Consider the following 23,325-nt stretch of genomic DNA (forward strand, 5'->3'; position numbering starts at 1 on the left):
CATTCCGGTCGCTGGCCTGGATCGTCCCGCCACGCTGCCATCCCGTTTGCCGCCGGTCTGTTCCCCATTCACCCGCGGCGTCCAGCTTCCGGGCTAGCGTCCAGGCGGACCGGCTTTGTTTCATCATGAACGCATCCGCAGATTGAAATCAAGCGGTATTTCTGCGATATTGATTGAACGACCATTCAAAATGAAGGGAAGAACGCACCGCTTCCGAGCGGTATGGCGTTCCGGTGAAGCGGCGGATTCGGTCGTTGCAGGAGGCGAAGATGGCGGCATTGCGCGACACGAAACCGGCAGGTGATTTCGGCCGCCACGGCGACGATGCGGTCGACCTCGCAACGCGCCACCTCATCCAGCCCTGGCCGGTCGCCGGATCGGCTGGGGCGGAGGCGCGCGCGCTGATCGGTGAAGGCGACGGCATCCACATCACCGACGGCGACGGCAAGCGCCTCATCGACGGGCCGGCGGGCATGTGGTGCATCAATGTCGGCCACCGCCGCGAGGAACTGGCGCGGGTGATGTACGAGCAGGCGATGCAGCTCTCCTACAACACGCCGTGGTACACGATGAACGCGCCCTCGGCGGAGCTGGCGCGGCGTATCGCCGACCACGCGCCGGGCGACCTTTCCCACGTCTTCTATACCACCGGCGGTTCTTCCGCCGTGGAGACCGCGCTACGCTTCATGCAGTTCACCAACAACGTGCGCGGCCGGCGGGAGAAAAAACTGATCCTGTCGCGCGGCGGCGCCTATCACGGCTCGACCTACCTGTCGGCCTCGCTCAACGGGCGCCCGCGCGACCGCGACTGGATGGACGGCGCCGACGGCCTCGTGGTCAAGCTGACCGCTCCCAACCCGTTCCGGCGACCCACGGGAATCAGTCGCGAAACCTTCGCCGATTTCCTCGTCGAGGAATTCCGCCAGACGGTGGAGGAGATCGGCGCCGAGCGCATCGGCGCCTTCGTCGGCGAGCCGATCCAGGCCTCCGGCGGCGTCATCGTGCCGCCGGACGGTTACCTGAAACGCATCCGCGAGATCTGCCGCGCCAACGACATCCTCTACATTTCCGACGAGGTGGTCACCGCCTTCGGCCGGCTGGGCCATGTCTTCGCCTCGGGCGAAGTCTTTGGGCTGGACCCGGACATGATCACTTTCGCCAAGGGCGTCACCTCCGGCTATTTCCCGCTCGGCGGCGTCGTCATCTCCGGCCGGCTGCTGGAGGAACTGCGCCGGTCCAACCATCCCGACGCCATGTTCGCCCACGGCCTGACCTATACAAGCCATCCGGTCGGCTGCGCCGTTGCCCTGAAGAACCTCGACTTGCTGGAAGACGGGATTCTCGCCCATGCCCGCGAGGTGGCGCCCTATTTCCAGGCCCGGCTGAAGACGCTGGAGGGCCTGCCGCTGGTCGGCGAGGTGCGCGGCATGGGCCTGATGGCCTGCGTCGAATGCGTCGCCGACCGCGACAGCAACAACCCGCTCGAACTCGACAATGCGGTGGGCAAGCGCATCGACCGCCACTGCCACGAACTCGGCCTGCTGGTGCGCCCGCTCATCAACATGTGCGTGATGAGCCCGCCGCTCATCATCACGAGGGAGCAGATCGACACGATGGTGGCGATCCTGCGCGAAGGCATCTCGCGGACGATGGACGACCTCAGGAAAGAAGGCGTGTGGGACGGCTGACGGCCGGCAGCTACCGCGTGAAGCGGTCTTCCTGTGCCGGAGTGGCGACACCGCAGACGAGATCGCCCGCAATGCGCAGGCCGCAGCTTTCGACCATCCGACGGGAAGCGATATTCGTGGCTCCGACCAGTTCATAGACATGGTCGGCGCCGAGTTCTCGCGCGGCTGCATCGAGCAGCATGGCGTTGACAAGCCGGCCTAGCCCGCTGCCGCGTTGAGATGCCGCCACGGCGATCAGGCCGATCCAGGCGTAGCGGCTGAACCGGCTGTGACGGTTGTGTGGAAAATAGGCATGCCCGCAGGCGACGATGGCGCCATCGGCATTCTCCAGCGCGATCGTCCTGGCGACCGGAGGAGTGCCGGCCAGCATCGTGCCGGAAAACGGCGCCATGCCGTTGTCGGCCAGGAATTGCTGCAGACGGCGCGTATCGTCGCCTTCCGGTTCGGATAGTGGCGGGCAGGCGCGAACGCCTGCGGGCAGGCTGGAGGACAGGATGCTTGCCACCCTGTCGGCGATATCGGCGACCGCTGCGGTGAAAATGTCCCAGGTGTCGATCCGGTAGCCTCTGGCTTCCAATCCCGGAAAGAAGCGAGATGCCTGATCCCGCGTCACCATGCGCAGGCCCAGGATGCCGTCGCGATCGAGTATCGTTTCGAGATCGCTCCATACCGCCCTATCCGGATCGTCCGTGCCGATAAAACGCCCGGCGTTGTAGATGCCGGGCGTCTCCGCCATCCAATCCCTGAATGTATGCGTGCGCTCCTGGAGCAACTGTTGGCGCTGCGTTCCGAAATAGCCGGCCATGTCCAAGCCCCCGCTTGCCTGCCGGTCAGTATGTTCCTCGGTCGTATTGCCGGCAAGCGGGGCACCGACCGGCGCTGCTCGAGAAATGGGACCGGACGTGGATTCTTCCCTGAACTCGACTCAGCCCCGGCTCGCCAACGCCTCGTTGAGCGCTCCCATATCCTTCTCGTCCGGTGCCGCCGCAAGGTTGAGCACCGGCAACTGCCGGCGCAGGTGGTCGTGATGGGTGCGCACGCCGTATTCCAGGTCCGAGAGGAAGAAGCCGGCGAAGGCCTCCGACAGCATAGATTCGTTCGACCACACCGAAAGCTGCACGTCCTCGGCCATGGTGTCCCGGTCGATACGGTAGGCGAGATAGCGGGCGGCGGCCTGCTCGCGCATCTCGTCGCGGTAGCGGTAGATGGCGCCGCGCAGCAGCGTCTCACCGGTCGACAGCGGGAATTCCTGGTAGAACTGCGCCGTCTCGGGCGTCAGCGCGATCACCGCATTGGGGAAGATGCCGTAATAGATCCAAGCCTCGCGCAGGCGCTCCGGCAGGCGCTGCGGCCGCGGCGCGATCTTCACATATTGCCTGACGCTCCAGCGCCGCCCGGCATGCGGATTGTAGGTAGCGAAGGAACGCGACACGCCGTTGACGAAGGGCTCGTCGTAGTAGGTGGTGCCATAGAGGTCCTGCAAGGCCGGATGCGCCATGGCGACGTGGTAGCCTTCGTTGTCGACGTCGCGCACCGACTTCCAGTTGACCGGCGTCTTCTGCGTCCAGATGCCCCAGGACGGCACCATGTCGGCAACGCGGTAATGGGAAATCTCCGCCTCGATCGGCTTCAGAAGCTCCGCCACCGAAGCCTGCGGCCCGCCATTGCGGAAGCGGATGAAAATGAAACCCATCCAGATTTCGAGGTCGAGCGGGACGAGGCCGAATTCCTGCTTGTCGAGGTCGGGAAAGGACCGCGGGCGGGCGGCCCCCCTCAGCGTGCCGTCGAGATTGTAGACCCAGCCATGGAAGGGGCACACAAGCGCGTTCCTGCAGGTACCCTTCTCGTCGGCCACGACGCGCGAGCCGCGATGACGGCAAAGGTTATGGAAGCCGCGCACCACGCCGTCCTTGCCCCGCACGACAAGTGCCCGTTCGCCGACCACGTCCATGGTCAGATAGTCGCCGGCGTTCGGCACGTCGCTGATATGGCCGACGATCTGCCAGTGATTGCGGAAGACGTGCTCCTTCTCCAGGTCGAGAAGCGCGTTGGAATGGTAACTCCAGCCCGGCAACCCACCGCGATCCCAATCGTTGGGAACAGCCACGTCACGCAGGTGCGGGTTCATCGTCATGCTCTTATTTGTTGAATGATCATTCAATAAAAGCATATTTTTCGTTCAAAGGCAATTATTTGCGGCAAATCCGTCAAACATCGACGGTGCTGCACCGCAAAACCGATCTGGCAATATCGATCCCGCGCGAGTGAAAAACCCGCCGTTTCCGCATCTTACACAGGAGATCGAAGCACGGTGCCGGCCGACACGCCCTGCCCTATCCGCGCCGGGTGTAGAGCACGTCCGGCAGGCCTTCTTCATTGGCTGAGCCGGCAGAGAAGGCCGAAGCGCGAAAGCCGTGCCGTTCATAGAAACGGCGGGCGCCGGCATTGGCCTGGAAGCAATAAAGTTTCGTCTCGCCCGCGCCTGCCGTCGCCGCTTCAAGCAGGCGGCCGCCGATACCCCGCCCGGTCCATTCGGGGCTGAGATAGAGCAGATTCAGCCATCCCTCATGCACGGCGACGAAGCCGACGATGTCGCCGCCGGCCTCGGCCACCGTGACGGACTGCCGCGGCAGCACCGTGTCGCGGATGAAGGCGAGGTCTTCGTCCGGCGTATGCAGCTTCGGCATCCAGACGAGTGACTCCAGCGATAGCCGCAGCACCCGCGCGATCGCCGGCGCGTCGAACATCGTCGCCCGACGCAGTTCGACAATTTCGACCGAACTAGGGGCCATCAGCAGTGCGAAAGAGCGAACGGCCAAAGGCCGCAAGCGCGACCGCGCGTCGCGCCTCGTGGCTCACCCCGTCCGGAGCGAGCCGCAAGCGGCGACAGCGTGAGGACAAATCAAGCCGCCTGCTTCTTCGGCTGGATCAGGCCGCGCGCAATCAGCAATTCGGCGATCTGGAGGACATTGAGCGCAGCACCCTTGCGCAAGTTGTCGGAGACGATCCACAGGTTCAGCGCGTTGTCGAGCGTCGAATCCTCGCGGATGCGGGAGATGTAGGTGGCATCTTCGCCGGCGCTCTCGATCGGCGTGATATAGCCGCCGTCCTCGCGCTTGTCGACGACAAGGCAGCCAGGAGCCTCGCGCAGGATGTCGCGCGCCTCGTCGGCCGAGATCGGCTTTTCAAACTCGACGTTGACCGCCTCGGAATGGCCGATGAACACCGGCACGCGCACGCAGGTGGCAGTGAGCTTGATCTTCGGGTCGAGCATCTTCTTCGTCTCGGCCACCATCTTCCACTCTTCCTTGGTGGAGCCGTCGTCCATGAAGACGTCGATATGCGGGATGACGTTGAAGGCGATGCGCTTGGTGAACTTCTTGGCCTCGACCGGATCGGCGACGAAGACGGCACGCGTCTGCGTGAACAGTTCGTCCATGCCTTCCTTGCCGGCGCCGGACACCGACTGGTAGGTGGAGACGACGATGCGCTTGATGGTCGCCGCGTCATGCAGCGGCTTCAGCGCCACCACCATCTGCGCGGTCGAGCAGTTCGGGTTGGCGATGATGTTCTTCTTCGAGAAGCCCGTTATGGCGTCCGGATTCACTTCCGGCACGATCAGCGGCACGTCCGGGTCATAGCGGAAGGCCGAGGAATTATCGATGACGACGCAGCCCTGCCTGCCGATCTTCGGCGACCATTCCTTGGAGACGTTGCCGCCGGCGGACATCACGGCAATGTCGGTATCGGAAAAGTCGTAGGTGTCGAGCGCCTTCACCTTCAGCGTGCGGTCTCCATAGGACACTTCCGTGCCCTGGCTGCGCCGCGAAGCGAGCGCCACCACCTCGTCGGCGGGGAAGCCGCGTTCTTCCAGAATATTGAGCATTTCGCGGCCCACATTGCCCGTGGCACCGACTACCGCAACCTTGAAACCCATCGAAATCTCCTGTCGCTCTCCGCTTGGTTGCTTCGAGAGAACCCGCCGGCCGGTGCGGGTCCCGCCTCCCTCGGGCCGGACCCGGGGAGAGGGCGAGCTGGCCAAGGGAGATCAGACCGTGGTGACGGTCGCTTTTTTGGCCGTGGTTTTGGTCGAGGACAGGCGCGCGACGGTGCCGCCGGCCACACGGTGGCCGGGGAAATCGAGGGCAAACAGCGCCATCAATATGCCGCGCATCGGGAACGTTCCTGTTCGGCGGTGGCTTTTACGCGCTTTGCGTACGGAGTCAATCGACTTGACCTGCGGTCGCCCGCCGCATGAGGCCATTTCGCCGCTGGCTCTTGCAGGACGGCCGATCTTTGCACATCGTGCGGCATTCGAGGCGGGGGCGGATATGCGCGGTGAGGTTCTCCACTACGACGAGGCGCAGGGCTTCGGCTTCATCCACGGCGCGGACGGCAACCGCTATACCTTTGTTGCCGAGGACCTGCGCCGGCAAGTGCCGATGGAAAAGGGCGCGACCGTCGAGTTCCAGCCGAACGGCGACAAGGCGCGCGCCATTTTCACGATCCGCGCTGCGGCGGCCGACGACGCCCCGGCAACACCGTGGCAGCCGGGCCCGACACCGATGGAACCGGCTGCCACCGCGCCCACGGCGCCGCCGCATCTCGGCCGGCTCGCCGTCGCGGATGCCGGCCGGCCCCGCTCGACCGGCCTGTGGGCCTATTTCCGGCGCGGCCTGACGGAAAACTACGCCACCTTTCGCGGCCGCGCGCGCCGCAAGGAATATTGGGGCTATTTTCTGTTCTGGACCGTCGCGGCACTGGCGATCTGTTTCATAGGCCTGATCGTCGACGGCGCGGCCGGCAATCTGGACAGCAGCGACGGACCGCTGCTCACTATGGCCGCCCTGGGCCTGTTCGTGCTCGCGACCCTCCTGCCGGGAGTGGCGATCACGGTGCGCCGCATCCACGACATGGGCCTGTCGGGCTGGTTCTACCTGCTGGTGTTCGTACCCTATATCGGCGCGCTGATCGTTTTCGTCTTCACGCTGCTTCCCAGCCAGAGACAGGACAACAGATGGGGTTCCGTGCCGGAAGGCATCCGGCTCTGACAGACCGGGGAGCAGGGCAGCATGACGGCCGCCGGGAGCCATGAGGACGCCGACATCGCCGCCGTGCGGACTTGTCGGCACCGTTGTTTCAATCGAGGCGGATGGCGATGGGGAACCTGAGGATGTGGCTTGCGAGCCGGTGGGTGGCGGCGGCCGGGTTCATGGCGGCGGCGCTTCTGGCCCTATGGCCTCTTATTCACGCGGCCTATGCCTTGCCGCTCGCGCTGATCTTCCTTCACAGTCCGGGCTACATGCTCCACCAGGTCGAGGAGCATACGGGGGACCGCTTCCGCACCTTCGTCAATCGGCACGTCTTCGGCGACCGCAATGCACTCAGCGTCGCGGCAGTCCTTGTCATCAACATTCCCGTCGTCTGGGGCCTCAATCTGGCCGCGCTCTATGCTGCCTATCTGTGGGGTGCCGGCTATGGGCTGGTGGCGCCCTATGCGATGCTCGTGAACGGCGTCACCCACATTGCCGCCGCCATACGCTTCCGCCGCTACAATCCCGGACTGGCGACATCCCTGCTGATATTCCTGCCGCTCGGCATAGGAACGATACTGGCGACCGGTCCGGTCGAGGCCGGCTTTCACTGCGCAGCGCTGGGTCTGGCGCTCCTGCTGCATGCCCTCATCGTCGCCGATGTTCTCCTGCGCATCAGGCGCGGCACGGCCTGACGCTGCCTCCGCTGCGGATGACGTCGCCCGAAAGCAGGAAGCTGCTCCCGGGCGAGCCACATGCGAATGGGGCTTCGGCCGGTTTTCAGGCGAAGAACCTGGCGATGATGGCGTCGCCCATCTCGGCGGTGCCGACTTCCTTCGTCCCGGCCGAGGCGATGTCCCTGGTGCGCAGGCCGTCGTCGAGGACCGCGGCAATCGCCGCCTCAAGAGCGTCGGCCTCCTTCACCATGCCGAAGGAATAGCGCAGGCACATGGCGAAGGACGCGATCATGGCGATCGGGTTGGCGATGCCCTTGCCGGCAATGTCGGGTGCCGATCCATGCACCGGCTCGTAGAGCGCCTTGCGCTTGCCCGTTTTCGCGTCCGGTGCGCCGAGCGAGGCCGACGGCAGCATGCCGAGCGAGCCGGTCAGCATCGCCGCAACGTCCGACAGCATGTCGCCGAACAGGTTGTCGGTGACGATGACGTCGAACTGCTTGGGCCAGCGCACAAGCTGCATGCCGCCGGCGTCGGCCAGCATGTGGTCGAGCTTGACATCGGCATATTTCGCCTTGTGCGTCGCGGTCACCACCTCGTTCCACAAGACGCCCGACTTCATGACGTTACGCTTTTCCATCGAGGTGACGTGGTTCTTGCGTGTGCGCGCTAACTCGAAGGCGACGCCGGAAATGCGCTCGATCTCGAACGTGTCGTAGACCTGCGTGTCGATGCCGCGCTTCTGGCCGTTGCCGAGATCGATGATCTGCTTCGGCTCGCCGAAATAGACGCCGCCGGTGAGTTCGCGCACGATCAATATGTCGAGCCCTTCGACCACTTCCTGCTTCAGCGACGAGGAGGCGGCGAGCGCCGGATAGCAGATGGCAGGGCGCAGGTTGGCGAACAGTTCGAGGTCCTTGCGCAGGCGCAGGAGACCGGCCTCGGGGCGCACCTCGTAGGGCACCGGGTCCCATTTCGGGCCGCCGACGGCGCCGAACAGCACGGCGTCCGCGGCCATCGCCTTTGCCATGTCGGCGTCGGAGATCGCCACGCCATGGGCGTCATAGGCGCAGCCGCCGACCAGGCCCTCGTCGGTGACGAAGCCGGAGCCCAGTTTCTCGTTCATGGCGGCGATCAGCTTCTTGACCTCGGCCATCGCCTCGGGGCCGATGCCGTCGCCAGGAAGGAGGAAGAGCGTTTTGGAAGCCATGGGATACCGTCCGGAACAAGCGGGAATTGCACAAGCGCGGCCTAGCTAAACGCCACCACGTCAGGACGCAAGCCATGCGTAAAGTCAAAACGCCCCGGCGCACGAAGCGAAGGCAGCAGGACCGGCGTCCGATCACCTGGAAAACGACAGGGAATCTGCACAGACAACCCGCCGAATGGTGGAGCTGAGGGGGATCGAACCCCTGACCTCGTCATTGCGAACGACGCGCTCTCCCAGCTGAGCTACAGCCCCGTTCGGCGGATGGCGCATTTATGGGGCGGGGCCGTCCGCTGTCAAGCGAGCAAATCGCGGCCGGTACCGTCCGCTTGGGCGGTCGTCGGCTCGCCCTGGCAGGACGGCCGGAGCTGGCCTTAGCTCCGACTGGCATCCGAAGCCTGTCGTGCGGCCGACGATCTCTCTTGCCTCGTCGGCGGCTACTTGCCCGTCTTCGCGTCAATGGCTACATGTCGTCGACACGCGGAGACCGGCATGATCGCCCTTATTCAGACCCTCGTCCTGGCCCTCGACCTCTACTGGTGGATCATCATCGCTTCGGCGATCTTTTCCTGGCTCTACGCCTTCAACGTCGTCAACCCGCGCAACCAGTTCGTCGGCGCGGTCGGCAACGCGCTGTTCAGGCTGACCGAGCCGGCGCTGAGGCCGATCCGCCGCTTCATGCCAGACCTCGGCGGCATCGACATCTCGCCGATCATCCTGCTGCTCGTGCTGTTCTTCCTGCGCCAGTTCCTGATCACCACCGTGGCGCCGATGATCGGCTGACTTGTCGTCATGAGCGGGCCGGTCAGGCCGCGTGACGACGGCATCGACGTGTTCGTGCGGCTGACGCCGAAATCCTCGATCGACGCGCTGGAAGGGGTGGCTGAAGCGGCCGACGGCAGCACCCATCTCAAGGCGCGCGTGCGCGCCGTACCGGAAAAAGGCGCGGCCAATGCGGCGCTGGAAAAACTCCTGGCCAAGGTGCTCGGCGTCCCCCTCTCCACCGTCAATGTCGTCGCCGGCGGCACCTCACGGCTGAAGACGATCCGCATTACCGGCGATGCCGCCACCCTCGCTCACGCTGTCGGGCGGTTGACGCTCGGCTAGAGCGATTGCAGCCGGACGGAATCGTCTGGCATCGCACAAATGCGGCCAAAACAAAGAGATAGATCGTTACGCCGTTTCCGTGAAACGGTGAACCGATCTAGCTGACCACCGCCTTCGGCGATAGACTGGACGCGTCCGAAACGGAGACGTTCCATGCGCGCCCTTCTCGCCGTCGCAGCCGTTGCCGCCTGCGCCACCGTCCGTCCTGCCTTCGCCGGCGAGATTTCCAGCGCCTACACCGATCTGGACTGGAAGGCCGATTGCGTCACGTATGGACAGGCAGCGGAAGGCGAAGGCGACTGGGCCGATCTCGCCTGCTCCGGCTACCGTGGCTATCCGGTGCTGATCGCCTATGACGATGCGCGCGAGTCGATCTATTACGGCTTTCCCGCCGCCGACATGACCGGCGTATGGGAGAGCTTCGTCGCCTTCAACGAATCGGCCGGCAAGGTGGAATGGCGCCTTGAGACGGAAGGGGACGTCGCCGTTCCCTTTGCCGCCATCCATCGCCGCTCGGTCAACGACAGCCACGACGGAACCACAAAAACGGATGTGCTCGTCGTCTCCAGGGTCGGTCAGCCGGGCGGCGAACACGGCTGCACGGTCGGCCTCGTCGCCGTGGAAGGCAATCCGAAAGCCAACGAGGAAGCCCGCAAGATCGCCGACGAGAAAGCGAAGGCTTTTCAGTGCGGCAAGGACCAGCGCATGACCAGCGGCGCCGTGCCCGCCTTCGGCCGCGTCGACAACTGACGGTGACGCGACTGAAACGGAAGAACCCCGCCTACTTGCCCTTAGCGCGCTCGATCGCCTCAACGATCATCTTCCTGGCATGGGCGGCATCGTGCCAGCCGCCGATCTTGACCCATTTGCCGGGTTCCAGATCCTTGTAGTGCTCGAAGAAATGCGCCACCTGGTCGAGCGTGATCTGCGGCAGGTCGGTGTAGTCGACCACGCCTTCGTAGCGCTTGGTGATGTGCGGAGAGGGCACCGCGATCACCTTTTCGTCCTGCCCGGCATTGTCTTCCATGATCAGCACGCCGATCGGCCGCACGTTGATGACGCAACCGGGCACCAGTTCGCGCGTGTTGCACACCAGCACGTCGATCGGATCGCCGTCGCCCGACAGCGTGTGCGGCACGAAACCGTAATTGCCGGGATAGCGCATCGAGGTGTGCAGGAAGCGGTCGACGAACAGCGCGCCGGCTTGCTTGTCCATCTCGTACTTGATCGGCTGGCCGCCGATCGGCACCTCGATGATGACGTTGACGTCCTCGGGCGGGTTGTTGCCGGTGGCTATGGCGTCGATGCGCATGGCTGTCTCCTTTTGTCGGCCTCACCGATAGAGGCACGCGCGAAGCTGTGCAATGCGACGAATCGGGTAGAAACGGGCAATTTCCGGAGCAAGACCCAAACTCTCGTCCGAAATCGCGGGAAACAAGGAACCGGGCGTCTACGCCCGGCAAGCGGCAAGGCTTCCGGCCGCGCCGTCTATTCCCAGACGAAGGCGACCTTCTTCAACGCCTTGTGCTCGAACACCTCGACGCCTTCGGCGACATCGCGGCCGCCGGCACCGGCGTAGAAGGAAAGGGCGTTGTTGTTCTCCTCCAGCGCCCACACCACCATGCCTTTCAGGCCATGGTCGGTCAGCGTGCGGCGCGCCGCCGAGAACAGCCGGCTGCCCAACCCGATGCCCTGATATTCGGGCAGCATGTAGAGTTCGTAGATCTCGCCTTCCTGGCTGAGTTCGCGGGCGCGGTTCTTGCCGATCGTTGCGTAGCCGGCGATGGCGCCGCCGATCTCCACCACCAGCACCGTTGCGGCACGCCGTATGGCGTTCGCCCACCAATCGGCGCCACGGCGGTTGATCATCGCCGTCAGCGCGCGATGCGGGATGATGCCCGCATAGGCGTTGCGCCAGGCTTCGAGATGCACTTCGGCGATCTCGGCCGCGTCACGCGGTTCTGCCTTGCGGATGTCGATGGTCAGCGTATTCATGATTTGTTAACCATAAACACGGCTGTCGCGATTGCAAGAACCGAAGCAGGCGCCGCGAGCGCCGTTCATCAATCGTGAAGACGAGCGGACAGGCAGCCTTCCGAAGCCGCGCCCTCAGATTTCGACTAGATGGTCGTCCAGTTCGTTGACGTCGCCCGGCGTCACCGGAAAATGCTCGGCCAGCACCGTTCCGACCACCTCGACCGCCTGCACGAAGCCGTCCGCCAGCCGGTCGCGGGCGGCATGCCCGGTCAGGTCGCGGACCACGCCGTCCCACACATGCTGGCCGACGCGCGCATCGATGCCGGAATCGGCCAGCACGACGGCATAGCGCTCGGCCAGAGAGACGAAGATCAGCACGCCGGTGCGCGCCGCCGTGACATGCACGTTGCGGGCGAGGAATTGCCTGAGCGCATTGGCGTGCGCCGCCTGGTAGCGCAGCCGGCGCGGCACCAGATGGATGCGCAAGGCCGGTACGAACCAAAGCAGCGCCAGCATGCTGGCGCTGGCCAGCATCTGGGCCATCACGAAATGCGGCAGGCGGATGCTGATCCACCAGTGCTCCAGCCCCCAGGCTACCGTCAGGCTGGCGATCAGCATGGCGATCAGGGCGGTGAACGCCGCCGGGAAGAAATAGCCGTCGCTGGCGCGCGCCACCACGCAATAGATCTCGCCGTCCGTCTTCGCCTCGGCGATGCGGATGGCGGCGGTGACGCGGGCGTGTTCTTCAGCCGTGATCGGACGGGTCGCCATGTCTCACCAACCTCCCGAAGCGCCGCCGCCGCCGGAGGAGCCTCCGCCGCCGGAAAACCCGCCGCCACCGGACGACCAGCCGCCACCGCCTCCGCCAGACCATCCGCCGCCGCCCGAGGTCCACGAGCCGCCGGAGGAGGACGAGCGCCGCCGCTGGTCGAAGGTCATGCCCAGCCAGCGATAGCGGCCGGGGCCGATCTTGGTGCCGAAGATCGGCGGCAGGATCGCCATCGCCATGCCGCCGAAGAAGATGGTCGCCCAGATGGCGAGGAAGATGAAGAAGATCACCGTGTCGGGATCGATCGGGCTTTCCTGTTGGTTGCGTTTGCCGCGCGCCTCCAGTTCCTCGGGGTTGCCCTCCAGAACCATGACGATGTCGTCGACAGCCTTGGAGATGCCGCCGGAATAGTCGCCGGCGCGAAAGGCCGGCACGAGGTCGTTCTCGATGATGAGCTTCGAGTGCAGGTCGGTCAGCGTGCCTTCCAGTCCATAGCCGACCTCGATGCGCATCTTGCGGTCGTCGCGCGAAATCAGCAGGAGCACGCCGTTGTTCTCGCCCGCCTGACCTAGCCCCCAGGCACGGAACAGTTTGTTGGCGTAGGATTCGATGTCGTCACCGCCAAGGCTCGGCACGGTGGCGACAACGATCTGGTCCGATCCCTTCTTTTCGAAGTCGGCCAGTTTTTGCGTCAACGAGGCTTCCGTCGCCGCATCGATCATGCCGGCACCGTCGACCACCCGGCCGGTGAGCTTCGGCAGTTCGGCGGCGAAGGCCGGAAAAATCAGGAAGAGAGCAAGCAGAAGCGCAAGAACCCCTCTCCCTCGAGGGGAGGGTGGCCGCGTAGCGGACGGGAGGGGTCGCCTCCACCCCGCCAGCACAAAGAAGAACCTCCGGCACTGCCGAGGTGCCCCCTCTCGCCTCGCTTCGCTCGGCACCCTCCCCTCAAGGGGGAGGGATCGCGACGCGCCGATCCTTGCGAACATCACGAACAGTCTTCAGCCGCCCTGCCCGTTGCCGCCGGTCGTCGTCCCGCCGCTGGTATTGCCGCTGCCGAAATCCACCTTCGGCGGCTCCATCTTGTCCTCGGCCACGGTGAAGTTCTGGAACGGCTGGTTGGAGCGGAACCACAGGGTCGCCCACAGGACCGACGGGAACGTTCGCAGCGTCAGATTGTAGTCCTTGACCGCCTGGATGTAGTCGCGGCGCGCCACGGCGATGCGGTTCTCGGTGCCTTCGAGCTGCGCCTGCAGGGCCAGGAAATTCTGGTTGGCCTTGAGATCGGGATAGTTCTCGGTGATCGCCAGCAGACGCGACAGCGCGCCGGTCAGGCCGGACTGGGCCTCCTGGAACTTCTTGAAGGCCTCCGGATCGGACAGCGTTTCCGGGCTCACCGTCACCTGCGTCGCCTTCGAGCGCGCCTCGACGACAGCCTCCAGCGTGCCTTTCTCATGCGCGGCATAGCCCTTCACCGTTTCCACCAGGTTGGGGATCAGGTCGGCGCGGCGCTGGTACTGGTTCAGCACTTCGCTCCAGGCCGCCTTGGCGTTTTCCTCGGCCGTGGGGATAGTGTTGTAGCCGCAGCCGGCGAGCAGCGGCATCAGCGCCGCCATCACCAGGAAGGTGAGCAGGTTGCGCAGGGAAGGAAGCGGTGCAAGACGGTCTGCGTGCATCGAAAGGCCCTCATGGGATCGGATGCCGAAGCAATAGCACAAACCGCGGCCAAGGAAACGGCAGGTCGCGCGTGGCATGGCCGCAGCGCTTCGGCAGGCCCTGTGCAGGCTTGCCGCGACCGGCTAAGCTGGCCACGAAAACGGGAGCGACGATGGCTGGCAGGCAGAACGGCGACGGCGAGGCCGAGTCGCAGCGCATATTGCGGCGCCTGGCCGCGGAGAGCGAGCCGGGCGGTACGTTCGTCGCCCGCATGACCGACCGCGCCCGCGATCATCTGTCGGCGGCCGACGTCGATTCGTCCGACCGCATCGAGCAGATCGGCACCCGCATCGGCCGCTGGCTGGCCGCCGCCATCACCGTCGCCGTGCTGGTCGGCTTCGTCCTGTTCCTCATGCAGCGCGGTTAGACATCCATGGACGAGAGCATTCCAGGCGGCGGCGCACGCGCGGTCATCGTCGTTTCCAGCCATGTCGCCCGCGGCTCGGTGGGCAACCGCGCCGCCGTCTTCGCGCTGGAGACGCTCGGCTTCCCGGTCTGGGCGGTGCCCACCGTCATATTGCCCTGGCATCCCGGCCACGGCCGCGCCACAAGGATCGTTCCGCCGACGGAACAGTTTTCCGCGCTGTTGGCCGACCTGGCCCGCGCGCCCTGGCTGGGCGAGGTCGGTGCGGTTCTGTCGGGTTATCTTGGCGAGGCAGGACAGGCCCAAGCCATCGCCTATCTCGTCAAGGCCGTGAAGGCGAAGAACCCCGCCGCACTCTATGTCTGCGACCCGGTGATGGGCGATTCGGGCGGTCTCTACGTGCCTGAGGCGACGGCGGTGGCGCTGCGCGACCGGCTGATGCCGTTGGCCGACATCGCCACGCCGAACCGCTACGAACTGCAATGGATGGCAGCGGTTGCCCTCCCCGACATCCGCTCGACGATCGCCGCCGCGCTCGACGCCGGCCCGGCCACCATGCTGGTGACCTCGGCGCCGGCCATGATGGCGGGCGGTACCGGCAACATCCTGCTCGACGGCAACCAGGCGCTGATGGCCGAGCATCGCCTGATCGAGCGGCCGCCCAACGGGCTGGGCGACCTGACCGCCGCCGTCTACCTGGCGCGCATCCTGTCCGGCCAGTTGCCGGCCAAGGCGTTGCAGACGACCACGGCCGCCGTCTACGAGATCCTCGCCCGCACCGCCAAGCGCGGCGGCGACGAGTTGCAACTTGAAACGGACGCGCAGAGCCTGTCGCATCCCATGGCCATGGTGCAGCTGCGCCACCTGCTGCATCCGGGGCGGGACCGCCGCGCGTGAGTGCGACCCGCGCCGCGACGCTGGCCGGCGTCGACGGCTGCAAGGCGGGCTGGATTGCCGTTTGCGCACAACCGGGCCAGGCGCCGTCCGTTTGCGTCATGCCGAGCTTCGCGGCTCTTCTGCAATCGCTGCCCGAGGATACCACCGTCGCCGTCGATATGCCGATCGGCCTGCCGGATTTCACGGCCAAAGGCGGGCGCGGACCGGAGACGCTGGTGCGGCCGCTTCTGGGCGAACGTCAGTCCAGCGTCTTCTCCATCCCTTCGCGTGCCGCCGTCTACGCCGAGCCGGGACCGTTCGCCGATGTCGAGGCCTGGTATGCGGCCCACCGGCGCGCCAGCGCGGTGGCGATCGCCACCTCCGACCCGCCGCGCGGCGTTTCGATCCAGGCTTTCGGCATCTTCGCCAGGATTCGTGAGATCGACGCACTGCTGGTGGCGCAGCCGCACTTGCGCGAACGTGTCTTCGAGAGTCACCCGGAAGTCGCCTTCTGGCGGCTGAACGATGGACGGGCCATGCGCCTGCCCAAGAAGGTCAGGGGTGCGGTGAACCCCGCCGGCATGGAGGAGCGCAAAACGCTGCTTGCCCGCCATGGCTACGATCGCGCCTTTCTCGACCAGGTGCCGCCGCGCGGCGCGGCCGCCGACGACTTCCTCGACGCGGCTGCCATGCTCGTCATCGCAGTCCGGATCGCGCGCGGCGAGGCCCGTCCCTTCCCGGAGCCTCCCGGAACCGACCGCTTCGGCATTCCCGTGGCGGTCTGGACCTGAAGCGCTGGCGATCGCCTGTAATTCGTCGTTGATCCGGGGCGTCGTTTCCCGCTACAGCCTTTGGCGACAGGATCATGATCCCTGCCAGAAAGGTTTCATATCTCCGATGCCCCTGCTTCCCGATCACCTCATCGCCGGCTACCGCAACTTCATCACCGGCCGCTATGTCAGCGAAAGCGATCACTACCGTTCGCTGGCGCGAGAAGGGCAGGCTCCGGAGACGATGATCATCGCTTGCTGCGATTCGCGCACCGCGCCGGAAACCGTGTTCGACGCCGGGCCGGGCGAACTTTTCGTGCTGCGCAACGTCGCCAACCTCATTCCCCCTTATGAGCCGGACGGCGAATACCATTCCACCTCGGCGGCGCTGGAATTCGCCGTGCAGAGCCTGAAGGTGAAGAACATCGTCGTCATGGGCCATGGCCGCTGCGGCGGCATCAAGGCGGCGCTGAGCCACAACAGCGCGATGCCGCTGTCGCCCGGCGATTTCATCGGCAAGTGGATGAGCCTGATCTCGCCGGCCGCCGATACGGTCGCCGCCTCGACCATGATGACCACGGGAGAGCGGGCGACGGCGCTGGAACGCATCTCGATCCGCTATTCGATCGCCAACCTGCGCACCTTCCCCTGCATCAAGATCCTCGAGGACAAAGGCAAGCTTGCCTTGCACGGCGCCTGGTTCGACGTTTCGACCGGAGAACTGTGGGCGATGAACAAGGCGACCGGCGACTTCGAAAGGCCGGAGATCGGCTGAGGCGGGCGCACGGTTGCGCCGCCTGCCTCATCATCCTACATCGGCCATGGTCCCCCTTCTCCGCAACCGTCCCGGAAAGTTCCCGCCATGCCCGCCTCGACCGACCTCGCCGCCCATCCGCTGACGCACTGGACCGGGCCGCTCGGCCTGCCCGATTTCACCCGCATCGGCGACGGCGATTTCGCGACCGTCTTCGATGCGGCGCTCAAGGCGCACGAGGCCGAGATCGCGGCGATCGCCGACAATTCCGAGGCGCCGACCGTCGCCAACACGCTGGCCGCGCTGGAACTGTCCGGCCAGGCGCTCGACCGCGTGTCCTCGATCTTCTGGTGCAAGGCCGGCGCCAACACCAACGACACCCTCCAGGCGCTGGAGCGCGAGGTGTCGCCGAAGATGGCGCGGCATTTCTCCGCCATCTCGATGAACGAAAAACTGTTTGCCCGCATCGACGATCTTTACCAGCGCCGCGAAAAACTCGGCCTCGATGCCGAGACGCTGCGCGTGCTGGAAAAGACCTGGAAAGGGTTCGTCCGTTCCGGTGCGAAACTCGACGCCGCCGGCAAGAAGCGGCTCGCTTCGATCAACGAGGAACTCTCGTCGCTGGGCACGAAATTCGGCCAGAACGTACTGGCCGACGAGCGCGACTGGGCGCTGTTCCTCGACGCCCCTGACCTTGCTGGCCTGCCGGATTTCCTCAAGAGCGCCATGGCAGAGGCCGCCGAAATGCGCGGCCAGAAGGGCCGCTACGCCGTCACCCTGTCGCGCTCGATCTACGAGCCCTTCACCACCTTCTCCGAGCGGCGCGACCTGCGCGAAACCGCCTGGCGTGCCTTCACCATGCGCGGCCAGAACGGCGGCGCCTCCGACAACACGGCGGTGGTGCGGGACATGCTGGCATTGCGCGCCGAGAAGGCGAAGCTGCTCGGCTATGACAGTTTCGCGGCGCTGAAACTCGACGACACCATGGCCAAGACGCCGAAGGCGGTGCACGGGCTGCTTGATCCGGTCTGGCAGAAAGCGCGAGAAAAGGCGGCCGCCGACCAGGCCGAAATGGAGCGGCTGGCTATCGCGGCCGGCAGCAACGAGAAATTCGCCGCCTGGGACTGGCGCTTCTGGCAGGAGAAGCTGCGCGCCGAAAAATTCGCCTTTGACGAGGCGGAACTGAAACCCTACCTGCAACTTGACAACGTCATTGCCGCCTGCTTCGACGTGGCGACGCGGCTGTTCGGCATCACCTTCGAGGAAAAGAAGGGAATCGCCGCCTGGCATGACGACGTGCGCACCTTCGTGGTGAAGAATGCGGACGGTTCCGAGCGCGGCCTCTTCCTTGCTGACCATTTCGCCCGGCCGTCGAAGCGGTCCGGCGCCTGGATGAGCAGCCTGCAATCCGGCTACCGGCTGGGCGATGGCGCCGCGCCCGTCATCTACAACATCATGAACTTCGCCAAGCCGCCGGCCGGCGAGGCCGCTCTGCTTTCGGTGGATGAGGCGAAGACCCTGTTCCACGAATTCGGCCATGCGCTGCACGGCTTGCTCACCGAGGTGACATGGCCGTCGGTTTCCGGCACCTCGGTCAGCCGCGATTTCGTCGAACTGCCCTCGCAGCTCTACGAGCACTGGCTGACGGTGCCTGAGGTTCTGGAAAAGCACGCGCTGCATGTGGCGACCGGCAAGCCGATGCCGAAGGCGCTGCTCGACAAGATGCTGGCCGCCCGCACCTTCGGCGCCGGCTTCGCCACCGTCGAATTCACCGCGTCGGCACTGGTCGACATGGCCTATCACGCACGCGCGGAAGCGCCGGCCGAGCCGCTTCGTTTCGAAGCCGAAACCCTGGCGAAGCTGGAAATGCCCGACACCATCGCCATGCGCCACCGCACCCCGCATTTCGGCCATGTCTTCGCCGGTGACGGCTATTCGGCCGGCTACTATTCCTACATGTGGTCGGAAGTGCTGGACGCCGACGCCTTCTCCGCATTCGAGGAAACGGGCGATGCCTTCAATCCCGCACTGGCGAAGAAGCTGAAGGACAACATCTACGCCGCCGGCGGCTCGAAGGACCCGGAAGAGCTTTACAAGGCATTTCGCGGCAAGATGCCGACGGCCGACGCGATGATGGAGAAGCGGGGGCTGGTGTAGGTTCGCGCCGTATCTCCCCTTGAGGCTCCCTGCCGCCCCTCACCTGCCTGCCGGCATCCTCTCCCCGTAAACGGGGCGAGGAAGGCTGGCCGCACCCTCGGCTCCCACTCCGCAACGTCGACAATTAGAGCGGGATGGGATTACCTTTGGTCATATCCTGAGTTTGCGAAGTAGTTTGAGCACTCGATCGGTGTAACACCGTTGAGGATTTGTCCGATCGCCTGGCAAACGGTTTCGACCGTGCGTCTTGCGGCCTTTCTGAGCCAGTGCTTGAGCTTGGCGAAGAGCTGTTCGATCGGATTGGGATCAGGCGAGTATTTCGGCAGGAAGAAGAGGCGTGCGCCAGCTTTGCGGATGGCGCGGCGCACGGCCTTGGCCTTGTGACTGCCGAGATTGTCCATGACGACGATGTCGCCCGACTGCAGGGTCGGCACGAGTACCTTCTCGACGTAGAGGAGGAACCTCTCGCCATTGATCGGCCCGTCGATGAGCCAGGGCGCCTCGACGCGGTCATGACGCAGCGCCGCCAGAAACGTCATGGTCTTCCAGTGACCATTCGGCACCTTGGCCTTGATCCGCTGCCCGACCGGCGCCCAGCCTCGTAGCGGGGCCATATTGGTCTTGGTCCAGGTCTCGTCGATGAACACCAGGCGGGCGGGGTCGATCCGGTCCTGATACTGAATCCACTGCGCCCGTCGGCGCGCCACGTCCGCACGATCCTGTTCGGCTGCAATCAACGTCTTTTTTTGTGACTGAGCTTCTCGGCGTGCACGAACTCCCAGACCGAGCGGTAGTCGACCCTCAAGCCGCGCTCGCCAAGCTCGGCCACAAGGCCGCGCAAGGTGAAGTCCTTCGTCCGGCAGCGCTCGACCAGCCAATCGCGCCAAGCGCCCGATATCTTCTTCGGCTTGTAGCCGCCGACCTTGAGCGGCGCCACGCTGCCGGTCTCGTCCACCCGCTTCAACCATTCAATCGCCGCGCTGTAGCTGACGCCAAACCGAGCGGCGGCCGCTCGCCGCGAAAGCCCTTCAACCTTGACTGCCGCGACAACCCGCTCGCGCAAATCCATCGAATATCCAGCCATCGATGCTGGCCTCCTGCCCAGCATCGACGTTGAATCAGATCATTGCTGATTTGGGAATCCAACGACTCCTACAAATTTCATCCCGCTCTAGCGAAAGCGGCGATGACAGCTCGCCTCGCCCCGTTTACGGGGAGAGGATGCCGGCAGGCAGGTGAGGGGCAGCGCAGACGGTGAAGAAAACCTAACCCTTCACACTCGCCCCGATCAGCAAATCCGCATTCAGTGCCACCGCCTTCGACGGCCCGCCGGGACCGAAGAGTTGCGCGGAAATATAGGCACCCTCGATCAACAGCAGCAGCCCGTCTCCCAGCACGTCGGGATCGCGCGCGCCCATCTCGGCTGCCATGGCGCGCAGGCGCCGGCGCAGTTCCTTCTTGTTGTCCTCGCTGACGACGCGGGCGGGATGGCCTTCTTCCGGGTATTCGACCGCCGCGTTGGTCATGCCGCAGCCGCGATAGCCCTTCTTCTGCGAGCGACGCCCGACGCCTTCAAGGAAATCGACGATCTGGCGGCGCGCGTCGCCGGGATGCCGTTTCACGGATTCGTCGAAACGCGCCCAGAAATCGCGATCGTATTGCCTGAGATAGGAGGCCGCCAGCTCGTCCTTAGAAGGAAAAGACCGGTAGAGGCTGGGTTTCGTCACACCCGCCTTGCGGACGATCTCGTCGACGCCGATGGCGCGGATGCCTTCGCGGTAGAACAGCTCGCGCGCCACGCCGAGGATCTTTTCAGCCGCCTTCGGAGCGGTCGCATGCGTCTCGCTGATCTTCGCATCAATATTTTTGTCAGCAGACATTCCACCGCTCGCTTGACAATGTTACTGACCGGTACGTATGTCATGCGGCCAAAGATTGCAACGTACCGGTCAGTAACATGAACAGTGCCATCGCTCAATCCCGTCCCTTCGGCCAGCGCTACGCCTTCGTCGTGGTCGGCGTCATCTTCGTCAGCCTTTTGATCGCGGCCGGCCTGCGCTCGGCGCCGGCCGTCATGATGGTGCCGTTGGAGGAAAGCCTCGGCTGGCGCCGCGACGTCATCTCCTTCGGCGCCGCCACCGGCATCTTCCTCTACGGCCTCGCCGGTCCCTTCGCCGCCGCACTGATGGAGCGCATCGGCCTGCGCCGCACGCTCGTCGGCGCCTTCGTGCTGATGTCGGGCTCGACCGCGCTGTCGCTGTTCATGACAGAGGCCTGGCAGTTCGTCGTCACCTGGGGCGTTTTTTCGGGCATCGGCTCAGGCGCGGTAGCGACCGTGCTCGGTGCCACCGTCGTCAACCGTTGGTTCAAGACCAATCGCGGCCTCGTGATGGGCCTGATGTCGGCCTCCAGCGCCACCGGCCTGCTGGTCTTCCTGCCGCTGCTCGCCTCGCTGGCTCAGTCCGGCGGCTGGCGTCCGGTAGCGCTCGCCGTCTCCATAGCCACCGCCTGCTTGATTCCGCTGGTGTTCCTGCTGGTGCCGGAGCGCCCCTCCTCCATCGGCACGGTGCGCTTCGGCGCCGAGGCCGACGACGTGCCGCCGGTGTCGCCGGCCTCTGAGGGCAACTTCATCGCCCACACGCTGGGCACGCTGAAGCGGGCGGCCGGCACACGGGTGTTCTGGTATCTGTTCGCCACCTTCTTCATCTGCGGCTTCACCACCAACGGGCTGGTCGGCACGCATCTGATCGCCTTCTGCAGCGACCAGGGCATCGGCGAGATCCAGGCTGCCGGCCTTTTGTCGCTGATGGGCATCTTCGACCTGATCGGCACCACCTTTTCCGGCTGGCTGACCGACCGCTTCGACCCGCGCAAGCTGCTCGGCGTCTACTATTCGATCCGAGGCCTTGCGCTGATCTACCTGCCCTTCTCGGGCTTCTCCGGCACGGCCCTGATCGTCTTCGCCGTCTTCTACGGGCTGGACTGGATCGCCACCGTGCCGCCGACGCTGCGCCTCACCAACGAGGCCTTCGGCGACCGCAGCGGGCCTATCGTCTTCGGCTGGATCGTCGCCGGCCATCAGGTGGGTGCGGCCGCCGCGGCCTATTTCGGCGGCGTCATGCGCGAGATGCAGGGCGACTACCAGCTCGCCTTCGTCATCGCCGGCATGACCGGCATCATCGCCGCCTGTCTGGCGCTGCTCATCAACACCGACCGGCCGAGCTTCGATCCCGAGCCCCAAGCGGCGTAATGAGCCGGCATAATCAGGCATAACGGCGGGCGAAGGCGACGCAGACGACCACCACGGCGGTCGCCGCGATCATCGTCCAGGCGATCGGCTCGTGTAGCAAAAGGCCGGCCAGCAGCAGCCCGAAGAAGGGCTGCAGAAGCTGCAGTTGGCCGACGCCGGCGATACCGCCCAGCGCCAAGCCGCGATACCAGAAGACGAAGCCGATCAGCATCGAGAACACCGAGACATAGGCGAGACCGAGCCAGGCCGGCATACCTATCGCCTCCCATGTCGCCGGCAGGGTAGCGAGCATGATCGCCAGCATGACCGGCAGCGACAGGGCAAGCGCCCAGGAAATGACCTGCCAGCCGCCGAGCCGCCGCGACAGGGTAGCGCCCTCGGCATAGCCGAGCCCGCACAGGAGGATCGCCGCCACCATCAGGAGGTCGCCTTCCAGCGAGCCGGAGCCACCACCCGACAGCGCGAAGCCGACGACTGTGGCGCTGCCGATGCCGGAGAACAGCCAGAAGGCCGGCTTCGGCCGCTCGCCGCCGCGCAGCACGCCGAAGATGGCGGTGGCGAGCGGCAGCAAGCCGACGAAGACGATGGAATGCGCCGCCGTGATGTGCTGGAGTGCCAGCGCCGTCAGCAACGGGAAGCCGACCACGACACCGAGCGCCACCACGGCGAGCGGCAGGATATCCTGCCGCCGCGGCCAGGTCTGGCGCAGCAGCAGAAGCAACAGCGCGCCGAGCGCCGTGGCGATCACCGCGCGCGCCGAGGTGAGAAACAGCGGCGAGAAGCCGTCCACCGCAACCCGTGTCGCCGGCAGCGATCCGCTGAAGATCACCACGCCGAGCATACCGCTGCCCCAACCGTCCGTCGTTCTCATCGCACATCCCGCTCTGTCGGATATCGCCGCAGTGCTAGCCGAGGACCGCTGGTGCGAACAGAGATGGTTCGATACAATTCAGGAAAACTGTATTGGTTCGATCATCTGTACGGAT

Annotated in this window: 26 protein-coding genes and 1 tRNA gene; 12 read left to right on the plus strand and 15 right to left on the minus strand. The window is 65.2% G+C overall.

Translation table 11 applies throughout. The features are described from left to right. Positions 1–269: 269 nt before the first annotated feature. A complete protein-coding gene (locus FGU64_RS12660; RefSeq protein ID WP_139953574.1) occupies positions 270–1,688 on the plus strand; it encodes an aminotransferase in 1,419 nt (472 codons plus the stop codon). A 10-nt stretch (positions 1,689–1,698) separates the two neighbouring features. Here FGU64_RS12660 and FGU64_RS12665 read toward each other — a convergent pair whose 3' ends face one another. From FGU64_RS12665 to FGU64_RS23745, 5 genes are all read right to left on the minus strand, one after another. Beyond that, complete coding sequence (locus FGU64_RS12665) at positions 1,699–2,493, minus strand: GNAT family N-acetyltransferase (protein ID WP_139953575.1); 795 nt, start codon at positions 2,491–2,493, stop codon at positions 1,699–1,701. A gap of 120 nt (positions 2,494–2,613) precedes the next feature. Continuing rightward, positions 2,614–3,816, minus strand: coding sequence for an aromatic ring-hydroxylating dioxygenase subunit alpha (locus tag FGU64_RS12670; RefSeq protein WP_139953576.1), 1,203 nt, complete (start codon positions 3,814–3,816; stop codon positions 2,614–2,616). A 205-nt stretch (positions 3,817–4,021) separates the two neighbouring features. Next, the gene (locus tag FGU64_RS12675) at positions 4,022–4,480 is read right to left on the minus strand and encodes a GNAT family N-acetyltransferase (RefSeq protein ID WP_139953577.1); all 459 of its coding nucleotides are present in this window, start codon (positions 4,478–4,480) and stop codon (positions 4,022–4,024) included. A gap of 110 nt (positions 4,481–4,590) precedes the next feature. Continuing rightward, positions 4,591–5,625: an aspartate-semialdehyde dehydrogenase gene (locus FGU64_RS12680; RefSeq protein WP_139953578.1), complete on the minus strand. Its 1,035-nt coding sequence runs from the start codon at positions 5,623–5,625 to the stop codon at positions 4,591–4,593. 111 nt (positions 5,626–5,736) lie between these two features. Continuing rightward, entirely contained in the window at positions 5,737–5,862 is a 126-nt protein-coding gene (locus tag FGU64_RS23745; RefSeq protein WP_281405247.1) for a hypothetical protein, read from the minus strand. Positions 5,863–6,019: 157 nt separating this feature from the next. Between FGU64_RS23745 and FGU64_RS12685 the strand changes: the two genes are divergently transcribed. Both FGU64_RS12685 and FGU64_RS12690 read left to right on the plus strand, forming a co-directional pair. Further along, positions 6,020–6,739 (plus strand): DUF805 domain-containing protein, encoded by a 720-nt coding sequence (locus FGU64_RS12685; protein WP_139953579.1) that lies wholly within the window; start codon positions 6,020–6,022, stop codon positions 6,737–6,739. Positions 6,740–6,861: 122 nt separating this feature from the next. After that, positions 6,862–7,416, plus strand: coding sequence for an HXXEE domain-containing protein (locus tag FGU64_RS12690; protein ID WP_348639769.1), 555 nt, complete (start codon positions 6,862–6,864; stop codon positions 7,414–7,416). A gap of 85 nt (positions 7,417–7,501) precedes the next feature. On the opposite strand, the gene leuB is transcribed toward FGU64_RS12690, so the two are convergent. Together leuB and FGU64_RS12700 are read right to left on the minus strand one after the other, a co-directional pair. Beyond that, on the minus strand, positions 7,502–8,605 hold the full coding sequence (leuB, locus tag FGU64_RS12695; RefSeq protein ID WP_139953580.1) for a 3-isopropylmalate dehydrogenase: 1,104 nt from the start codon (positions 8,603–8,605) through the stop codon (positions 7,502–7,504). A 176-nt stretch (positions 8,606–8,781) separates the two neighbouring features. Next, positions 8,782–8,857: transfer RNA gene (locus FGU64_RS12700), tRNA-Ala, on the minus strand. 237 nt (positions 8,858–9,094) lie between these two features. Between FGU64_RS12700 and FGU64_RS12705 the strand changes: the two genes are divergently transcribed. The 3 genes from FGU64_RS12705 to FGU64_RS12715 all read left to right on the plus strand — a co-directional run bounded on the left by FGU64_RS12705 (position 9,095) and on the right by FGU64_RS12715 (position 10,459). Continuing rightward, the gene (locus FGU64_RS12705) at positions 9,095–9,385 is read left to right on the plus strand and encodes a YggT family protein (RefSeq protein ID WP_136357035.1); all 291 of its coding nucleotides are present in this window, start codon (positions 9,095–9,097) and stop codon (positions 9,383–9,385) included. A 9-nt stretch (positions 9,386–9,394) separates the two neighbouring features. After that, entirely contained in the window at positions 9,395–9,709 is a 315-nt protein-coding gene (locus FGU64_RS12710) for a DUF167 family protein (protein ID WP_139953581.1), read from the plus strand. A gap of 153 nt (positions 9,710–9,862) precedes the next feature. Continuing rightward, positions 9,863–10,459, plus strand: a complete 597-nt coding sequence (locus FGU64_RS12715) for a hypothetical protein (RefSeq protein WP_139953582.1) — start codon at positions 9,863–9,865, stop codon at positions 10,457–10,459. A 31-nt stretch (positions 10,460–10,490) separates the two neighbouring features. On the opposite strand, the gene ppa is transcribed toward FGU64_RS12715, so the two are convergent. The 5 genes from ppa to FGU64_RS12740 form a co-directional block, all read right to left on the minus strand. Next, entirely contained in the window at positions 10,491–11,021 is a 531-nt protein-coding gene (ppa, locus tag FGU64_RS12720) for an inorganic diphosphatase (RefSeq protein ID WP_139953583.1), read from the minus strand. 176 nt (positions 11,022–11,197) lie between these two features. Beyond that, positions 11,198–11,704, minus strand: coding sequence for a GNAT family N-acetyltransferase (locus tag FGU64_RS12725; protein WP_139953584.1), 507 nt, complete (start codon positions 11,702–11,704; stop codon positions 11,198–11,200). 114 nt (positions 11,705–11,818) lie between these two features. Continuing rightward, entirely contained in the window at positions 11,819–12,457 is a 639-nt protein-coding gene (locus tag FGU64_RS12730; RefSeq protein ID WP_139953585.1) for a TPM domain-containing protein, read from the minus strand. A 3-nt stretch (positions 12,458–12,460) separates the two neighbouring features. Continuing rightward, positions 12,461–13,258, minus strand: a complete 798-nt coding sequence (locus FGU64_RS12735; RefSeq protein ID WP_246671345.1) for a YgcG family protein — start codon at positions 13,256–13,258, stop codon at positions 12,461–12,463. 195 nt (positions 13,259–13,453) lie between these two features. Further along, on the minus strand, positions 13,454–14,128 hold the full coding sequence (locus FGU64_RS12740; protein ID WP_139953586.1) for a LemA family protein: 675 nt from the start codon (positions 14,126–14,128) through the stop codon (positions 13,454–13,456). A 152-nt stretch (positions 14,129–14,280) separates the two neighbouring features. On the opposite strand from FGU64_RS12740, the gene FGU64_RS12745 reads away from it, so the two are divergent. From FGU64_RS12745 to FGU64_RS12765, 5 genes are all read left to right on the plus strand, one after another. Continuing rightward, the gene (locus FGU64_RS12745; protein ID WP_139953587.1) at positions 14,281–14,535 is read left to right on the plus strand and encodes a hypothetical protein; all 255 of its coding nucleotides are present in this window, start codon (positions 14,281–14,283) and stop codon (positions 14,533–14,535) included. 6 nt (positions 14,536–14,541) lie between these two features. Beyond that, complete coding sequence (gene pdxY / locus FGU64_RS12750; RefSeq protein WP_139953588.1) at positions 14,542–15,429, plus strand: pyridoxal kinase PdxY; 888 nt, start codon at positions 14,542–14,544, stop codon at positions 15,427–15,429. Then, positions 15,426–16,199: a DUF429 domain-containing protein gene (locus FGU64_RS12755; RefSeq protein ID WP_139953589.1), complete on the plus strand. Its 774-nt coding sequence runs from the start codon at positions 15,426–15,428 to the stop codon at positions 16,197–16,199. The genes pdxY and FGU64_RS12755 overlap by 4 nt, the downstream gene beginning before the upstream one ends. Before the next feature lie 106 nt (positions 16,200–16,305). Beyond that, the gene (locus FGU64_RS12760; protein ID WP_139953590.1) at positions 16,306–16,953 is read left to right on the plus strand and encodes a carbonic anhydrase; all 648 of its coding nucleotides are present in this window, start codon (positions 16,306–16,308) and stop codon (positions 16,951–16,953) included. Positions 16,954–17,040: 87 nt separating this feature from the next. Continuing rightward, positions 17,041–19,089 carry a M3 family metallopeptidase gene (locus FGU64_RS12765; RefSeq protein ID WP_139953591.1) on the plus strand — a complete coding sequence of 683 codons (2,049 nt, stop codon included), beginning with the start codon at positions 17,041–17,043 and terminating at the stop codon, positions 19,087–19,089. Positions 19,090–19,229: 140 nt separating this feature from the next. Here the strand turns inward: FGU64_RS12765 and FGU64_RS12770 are convergent. Together FGU64_RS12770 and FGU64_RS12775 are read right to left on the minus strand one after the other, a co-directional pair. Then, positions 19,230–20,173, minus strand: a protein-coding gene (locus FGU64_RS12770) for an IS630 family transposase (protein WP_139953446.1) whose coding sequence is annotated in 2 segments (ribosomal slippage) — positions 19,230–19,837 and positions 19,837–20,173 — 945 coding nt in all. Because the reading frame shifts where the segments join, the coding sequence is not laid out codon by codon here. 181 nt (positions 20,174–20,354) lie between these two features. Beyond that, positions 20,355–20,969 (minus strand): TetR/AcrR family transcriptional regulator, encoded by a 615-nt coding sequence (locus FGU64_RS12775; RefSeq protein ID WP_139953592.1) that lies wholly within the window; start codon positions 20,967–20,969, stop codon positions 20,355–20,357. 77 nt (positions 20,970–21,046) lie between these two features. Here FGU64_RS12775 and FGU64_RS12780 point away from each other — a divergent pair, with 77 nt between their 5' ends. Further along, positions 21,047–22,339 (plus strand): MFS transporter, encoded by a 1,293-nt coding sequence (locus FGU64_RS12780; RefSeq protein ID WP_139953593.1) that lies wholly within the window; start codon positions 21,047–21,049, stop codon positions 22,337–22,339. Between the two features lie 13 nt (positions 22,340–22,352). Here the strand turns inward: FGU64_RS12780 and FGU64_RS12785 are convergent, their stop codons facing one another. Continuing rightward, the gene (locus FGU64_RS12785; protein WP_139953594.1) at positions 22,353–23,210 is read right to left on the minus strand and encodes a DMT family transporter; all 858 of its coding nucleotides are present in this window, start codon (positions 23,208–23,210) and stop codon (positions 22,353–22,355) included. Between the last annotated feature and the right edge of the window lie 115 nt (positions 23,211–23,325).

This window comes from Mesorhizobium sp. 8 (genome assembly GCF_006351905.1).
Classification (GTDB): domain Bacteria; phylum Pseudomonadota; class Alphaproteobacteria; order Rhizobiales; family Rhizobiaceae; genus Mesorhizobium; species Mesorhizobium composti.

Excerpts from the sequence above, each read along its gene's own strand:
- FGU64_RS12730 (WP_139953585.1), bottom strand. The coding sequence starts at position 12,457 with ATGGCGACCCGTCCGATCACGGCTGAAGAACACGCCCGCGTCACCGCC.
- FGU64_RS12675 (WP_139953577.1), bottom strand. The coding sequence starts at position 4,480 with ATGGCCCCTAGTTCGGTCGAAATTGTCGAACTGCGTCGGGCGACGATG.
- FGU64_RS12740 (WP_139953586.1), bottom strand. The coding sequence starts at position 14,128 with ATGCACGCAGACCGTCTTGCACCGCTTCCTTCCCTGCGCAACCTGCTC.
- ppa (WP_139953583.1), bottom strand. The coding sequence starts at position 11,021 with ATGCGCATCGACGCCATAGCCACCGGCAACAACCCGCCCGAGGACGTC.
- FGU64_RS12725 (WP_139953584.1), bottom strand. The coding sequence starts at position 11,704 with ATGAATACGCTGACCATCGACATCCGCAAGGCAGAACCGCGTGACGCG.
- leuB (WP_139953580.1), bottom strand. The coding sequence starts at position 8,605 with ATGGCTTCCAAAACGCTCTTCCTCCTTCCTGGCGACGGCATCGGCCCC.
- FGU64_RS12775 (WP_139953592.1), bottom strand. The coding sequence starts at position 20,969 with ATGTCTGCTGACAAAAATATTGATGCGAAGATCAGCGAGACGCATGCG.
- FGU64_RS23745 (WP_281405247.1), bottom strand. The coding sequence starts at position 5,862 with ATGCGCGGCATATTGATGGCGCTGTTTGCCCTCGATTTCCCCGGCCAC.
- FGU64_RS12660 (WP_139953574.1), top strand. The coding sequence starts at position 270 with ATGGCGGCATTGCGCGACACGAAACCGGCAGGTGATTTCGGCCGCCAC.
- FGU64_RS12715 (WP_139953582.1), top strand. The coding sequence starts at position 9,863 with ATGCGCGCCCTTCTCGCCGTCGCAGCCGTTGCCGCCTGCGCCACCGTC.
- pdxY (WP_139953588.1), top strand. The coding sequence starts at position 14,542 with ATGGACGAGAGCATTCCAGGCGGCGGCGCACGCGCGGTCATCGTCGTT.
- FGU64_RS12685 (WP_139953579.1), top strand. The coding sequence starts at position 6,020 with ATGCGCGGTGAGGTTCTCCACTACGACGAGGCGCAGGGCTTCGGCTTC.
- FGU64_RS12785 (WP_139953594.1), bottom strand. The coding sequence starts at position 23,210 with ATGAGAACGACGGACGGTTGGGGCAGCGGTATGCTCGGCGTGGTGATC.
- FGU64_RS12680 (WP_139953578.1), bottom strand. The coding sequence starts at position 5,625 with ATGGGTTTCAAGGTTGCGGTAGTCGGTGCCACGGGCAATGTGGGCCGC.
- FGU64_RS12780 (WP_139953593.1), top strand. The coding sequence starts at position 21,047 with ATGAACAGTGCCATCGCTCAATCCCGTCCCTTCGGCCAGCGCTACGCC.
- FGU64_RS12745 (WP_139953587.1), top strand. The coding sequence starts at position 14,281 with ATGGCTGGCAGGCAGAACGGCGACGGCGAGGCCGAGTCGCAGCGCATA.
- FGU64_RS12765 (WP_139953591.1), top strand. The coding sequence starts at position 17,041 with ATGCCCGCCTCGACCGACCTCGCCGCCCATCCGCTGACGCACTGGACC.
- FGU64_RS12705 (WP_136357035.1), top strand. The coding sequence starts at position 9,095 with ATGATCGCCCTTATTCAGACCCTCGTCCTGGCCCTCGACCTCTACTGG.
- FGU64_RS12710 (WP_139953581.1), top strand. The coding sequence starts at position 9,395 with ATGAGCGGGCCGGTCAGGCCGCGTGACGACGGCATCGACGTGTTCGTG.
- FGU64_RS12670 (WP_139953576.1), bottom strand. The coding sequence starts at position 3,816 with ATGAACCCGCACCTGCGTGACGTGGCTGTTCCCAACGATTGGGATCGC.
- FGU64_RS12690 (WP_348639769.1), top strand. The coding sequence starts at position 6,862 with ATGTGGCTTGCGAGCCGGTGGGTGGCGGCGGCCGGGTTCATGGCGGCG.
- FGU64_RS12665 (WP_139953575.1), bottom strand. The coding sequence starts at position 2,493 with ATGGCCGGCTATTTCGGAACGCAGCGCCAACAGTTGCTCCAGGAGCGC.
- FGU64_RS12760 (WP_139953590.1), top strand. The coding sequence starts at position 16,306 with ATGCCCCTGCTTCCCGATCACCTCATCGCCGGCTACCGCAACTTCATC.